At 72.0% G+C, this 3,856-nt stretch carries 3 protein-coding genes and 1 pseudogene; 2 read left to right on the forward strand and 2 right to left on the reverse strand.

What is annotated here, in order from left to right; translation table 11 throughout:
• Positions 1-49: 49 nt before the first annotated feature.
• Positions 50-1,174 (reverse strand): aryl-sulfate sulfotransferase, encoded by a 1,125-nt coding sequence (locus JGS39_RS37800; protein ID WP_219574301.1) that lies wholly within the window; start codon positions 1,172-1,174, stop codon positions 50-52.
• 118 nt (positions 1,175-1,292) lie between these two features.
• Between JGS39_RS37800 and JGS39_RS37805 the strand changes: the two genes are divergently transcribed.
• Positions 1,293-1,874, forward strand: coding sequence for a helix-turn-helix domain-containing protein (locus JGS39_RS37805; RefSeq protein ID WP_219574302.1), 582 nt, complete (start codon positions 1,293-1,295; stop codon positions 1,872-1,874).
• 167 nt (positions 1,875-2,041) lie between these two features.
• Here the strand turns inward: JGS39_RS37805 and JGS39_RS37810 are convergent, their stop codons facing one another.
• On the reverse strand, positions 2,042-2,806 hold the full coding sequence (locus JGS39_RS37810; protein ID WP_219574303.1) for a VOC family protein: 765 nt from the start codon (positions 2,804-2,806) through the stop codon (positions 2,042-2,044).
• A gap of 140 nt (positions 2,807-2,946) precedes the next feature.
• Between JGS39_RS37810 and JGS39_RS37815 the strand changes: the two are divergent.
• A pseudogene (locus JGS39_RS37815) lies at positions 2,947-3,856 on the forward strand (FUSC family protein); the annotation flags it as partial.

The following is a 3,856-nucleotide window of genomic DNA, read 5'->3' on the forward strand; positions in this document are numbered from 1 at the left end:
GCCGTGTCGGGGGCGACCGTGTCGGGGACGGGGGAGACCATGGTCCGGCTCAGCCCTTCGCGACGTCGAGCCAGGGAAGCTCCCGGGCCGAGTAGCGGTAGGAGCGGAACACGGCGTTGGGCTCGGACGGGAACAGCTTGCGCACTTCTTCTTCCTGGTAGCCGCCGAAGAACGGCACGATGTACTCCCAGCACAGATAACCGTCCGCGGTCACCTCGAAGAGGCGTCCCGCGGGGGAGTCCGTCACGAGCGTGTTCCCGTTCGGCAGGCGCTGGGCGCTGCCCATGAACGGGGCGAAGAACGACTCGCGTGCCGGGTCGTGGTACTCCCAGACAATGGTGCCACTCGACCGCTCGATCTCGATGACCCGGCTGAACGGCACATCCCAGTGCGGACGGAAGACGCCGTTGTCGAAGACCAGGAAGTTGCCGTTCTCCAGCTCCGTCGGGCAGTGCTGCTGCGATACGACGCCGGGCTCGCTGCGCCAGATGATCTCGCCGGTCTCGCGGCTGATGACGACCACGGCGGAGACGGAGCGGAAACTCGCCAGGATGTTGCCGTCGCTGGTCGGCAGCACGCTGTTGATCAGCGGGTAGTGCTCGCGCGCGTAGTCGGGGTGCAGCGGGAAGGCCTCGCGGTCGAGGTGCTCGGAGACCTTCCACTCCCAGACCGTGTTCCCGTCGGCGTCCACCTCGACGATGGTGTCCGCCCATACGGTGCTGTCGGCCTCGGACCCGGGCACGCCGCCCCGGACCGCGGCCGCGGCCTCGCCGGTCAGCGGCTCCAGCGCGGCGTACAGCAGCCGGCCGTCGCCGTAGTGGTACGCGTCGTGGTGCTGGTAACGGTCGCGGTGCTCGCGTACGACCGTGCCGTCGGGGGTGATCTCCTGCATGATCCCGCCGCGGTACTTGTGCCACATCGGGAAGAGCGCCGGCTCGTCCGGGAGGACGCCGCTGTGGGCGAGGTTGCCGTTGGGCAGGATCCGGGCGTGCCGGCCGGGCCGGTACGGGAGGTTCCACTGATGGACCACCTCACCGCGCATGTCGATGAGATACACCTCGCCGCCGCCGGTCAGCGGGGCGAAGAGGGTGTACCCGCCGTAGCTGGCGTCCTCGTCCAGGGCTATGAGCCCGGTACCGCGGCGCCGTCGCTGGTTCTGGTCCACGAGGGGCATGGATCGGTCCTCCCGGTTAACTTTATTAGGTGGGACTTAAGAGATTAACCGGCCCGGTAGGCTGCTCACTGCCCCGCCGCCTGTGGTGTGCGGCACGCAGGGACACGGAGTGAATGAGATGAGCGAGGCGGAGACCCCACGGGTCGGCCCGGGGATTCGCCGACGGCGCCGCGCCCTGGAACTGACCCTCGCCGAGGTCGCACGACGGGCGGGACTCTCCACCCCCTTCCTCAGCCAGATCGAGAACGGCCGCTCCCGGCCGAGCATGGGGTCGCTCCAGCGCATCGCCGACGCGCTCGACACGACCGCGGTCCAGCTCCTCTCCACGGCCGAGGCGCCCCGCCCCGTCGACGTGGTGCGCGGCAGCTCCGCCTCCGTGCGGGAAACGGGTGCGGGGGGCGAAGGGGACGGCCGGATGCGGCCGCTCGTCCGCGGCCACCAGCGGCTGCACGCGCTGGAGTTCACCGGGGACCACGACTGGGGCCGCGAGTTCCGGCACCGCAACGACGAGATCCTGTACGTCGCCGACGGCTCGGCCGAGGTCGAGGCGGACGGCAGCTTCTACCGCCTGGAGCGGGGCGACACGCTCTACTGCGCGGGCGGCCTCGTCCACCGCTGGCGCCCGATCGAACCGGGCACCCGGGTCCTCGTGGTCGGCATCGGGGACCACGTCCAGGTGACGGACGAGCAGAGCGGCTGACAACGGCGTTCGGCCCCCGGGGCGGAACGCCGTCCTTGTGACCGGCCGGGCGTGCGGCCGCCCCGCACGCCGCAAGGCCGCCGCGAGGCGGGCGGCTCCCGGCCGTGGCGGAGGAGCGGCTCCGTACCGCCTCCCCGTGTCCTGCGGGCAGGCTGTTCAGCCGGCGATCATCCCTCGTCGCCCGCCCGGTAGATGCCGAACACGGCCCCCTGCGGGTCGCGTACCACCGCGATCCTGCGGTTGCTCGCGATGTCCGTCGGGGGCATCAGCAGGTCGCCGCCTCCACCCAGCGCGGTGGCCGCCGCCGCGTCGACGTCCGCGACGGCGATGTACGGCAGCCAGTGCGGCGGCACCTCGGCCGGGATGTTCTCGTCCATCGTCAGCAGACCGCCGAAGTCCTCCCCGTCGATGCCCCACTGCGGGTACGTCTCCGAGGCCTTGACCGTCCAGCCGAGGAGGTCCGGGTAGAAGGCGAGCGCCGGCGCGCTCTCGCGGGTGGCGAGCTCCGTCCAGCCCAGCGTGCCCGGTTCGTTGAACAGGTCGGCGCCGGCGAAGGCGCGGCCCTGCCACAGCGAGAACACCGCCCCGGACGGGTCCGCCAGCACGGCGAACCTGCCCTCCTCGAACACGTCCATCGGCCCGGCCAGCAGCGAACCGCCCGCCGCTGTCGCCTTCCGGGCCGTCGCGTCCGCGTCCTCGACGGCGAACGACACCGTCCAGGCCGGCGGCTGCCCCGGCCGGTAGACGGGGCTGAGAGCTGCGACCCGGGCGTCCCCGAGGTGCGCCATGGTGTAGCCGCCCGCCTCCTCGCGCGGATCCGTCTCGGTCTGCCAGCCGAAGAGAGCGGTGTAGAACGACTTGGCCGCCGGAACGTCGGAGGTACTCAGCTCGATCCAGCAGGGACCGCCGGGCACCGGTGCGGTGAGCTTCATTCGGAATCCTCCGTGCGTGGGTGGATGCGCGCCGGGCTTCCTGGCACAGCTGAACGCTATGACCGAGCACCGGAGCGGGCCATCGGGCACGCGCAGCCGAGCAAATCGTTTACGGGTGTAATACCTGTTAAAGTATGTGTGTGAGTAATACAAGCATCAGGCCCCGACCGTCCTCTCTCCGCAGAATCCCGCTGGCCGCCCCGCTGCGTCTGGCCCGGCCCTCGGACATGTGGTTCAAGCCGGCGACCAGCGTGGTCGTGGCCACGGCGATCCCCAACCTGGTGCTCTACTCCCTGGACCGCCTCGACCTCGTGATGTACACGATGGCCGGCTCGCTCTGTGCGCTGTACGGCCACAACCTGCCGTACGCGCGCCGCGCCAGGACCGTCGCCGGAGTCGTCCTCGGGATGCTCGCCGGTCTGGCCGCCTCCCTGGTCGCGGCCTCGCTGACCGGTTCGACCGCGGTCCTGATCGCCGTCGGCGCCCTCCTGGCCGCCGGGCAGAAGCTGCTCTGCGACGCCACCCGCATCGGACCCCCCGGACCGGTGATCTTCACCTTCGTCAGCTCCGCCGCCCTGTTCACCCCGCAGGAGATCGGCCAGGTGCCGGGCCACCTCGCTCTGACACTCGGCGCCGGCGCGGTGTCCTGGCTCGTCACCGTCGCCCCCGCACTGGTCCGCCGGGAGGGACCCGAGCGCCGTGCCACGGCCCGCGCGCTGAACGCCGCGGCCGCCTACGTCGCCGAGCCCGGCCACCGCACCCGCCGCGCCGCGGTCGCCGCCGTGCACGCCGCCTGGCAGACCCTTCTCGCGGCCGGACGCCCCACCCCCGTACGCACCGCACTGGAACGCCTCGTCGTCCACGCCGAGACCGCACTCGCCGCGCACCCGGGTGACTCCGCCGCGGACGCCCACCTGCTCCGCGAGTGGGCCGGGCTGACCCGCTCCCGCGGTCCCGTTCCCACACCCCCGCCCGCCCCCGGAACCGCCGCGGAGATCTTCGGCCTCGACGCCGAACGCGCCGCCCTGCGCCCGGACGGCGGCGCAGCCG

This window comes from Streptomyces poriferorum, from assembly GCF_019399235.1.
GTDB lineage: Bacteria > Actinomycetota > Actinomycetes > Streptomycetales > Streptomycetaceae > Streptomyces > Streptomyces poriferorum.

Excerpts from the sequence above, each read along its gene's own strand:
- JGS39_RS37805 (WP_219574302.1), top strand. The coding sequence starts at position 1,293 with ATGAGCGAGGCGGAGACCCCACGGGTCGGCCCGGGGATTCGCCGACGG.
- JGS39_RS37810 (WP_219574303.1), bottom strand. The coding sequence starts at position 2,806 with ATGAAGCTCACCGCACCGGTGCCCGGCGGTCCCTGCTGGATCGAGCTG.
- JGS39_RS37800 (WP_219574301.1), bottom strand. The coding sequence starts at position 1,174 with ATGCCCCTCGTGGACCAGAACCAGCGACGGCGCCGCGGTACCGGGCTC.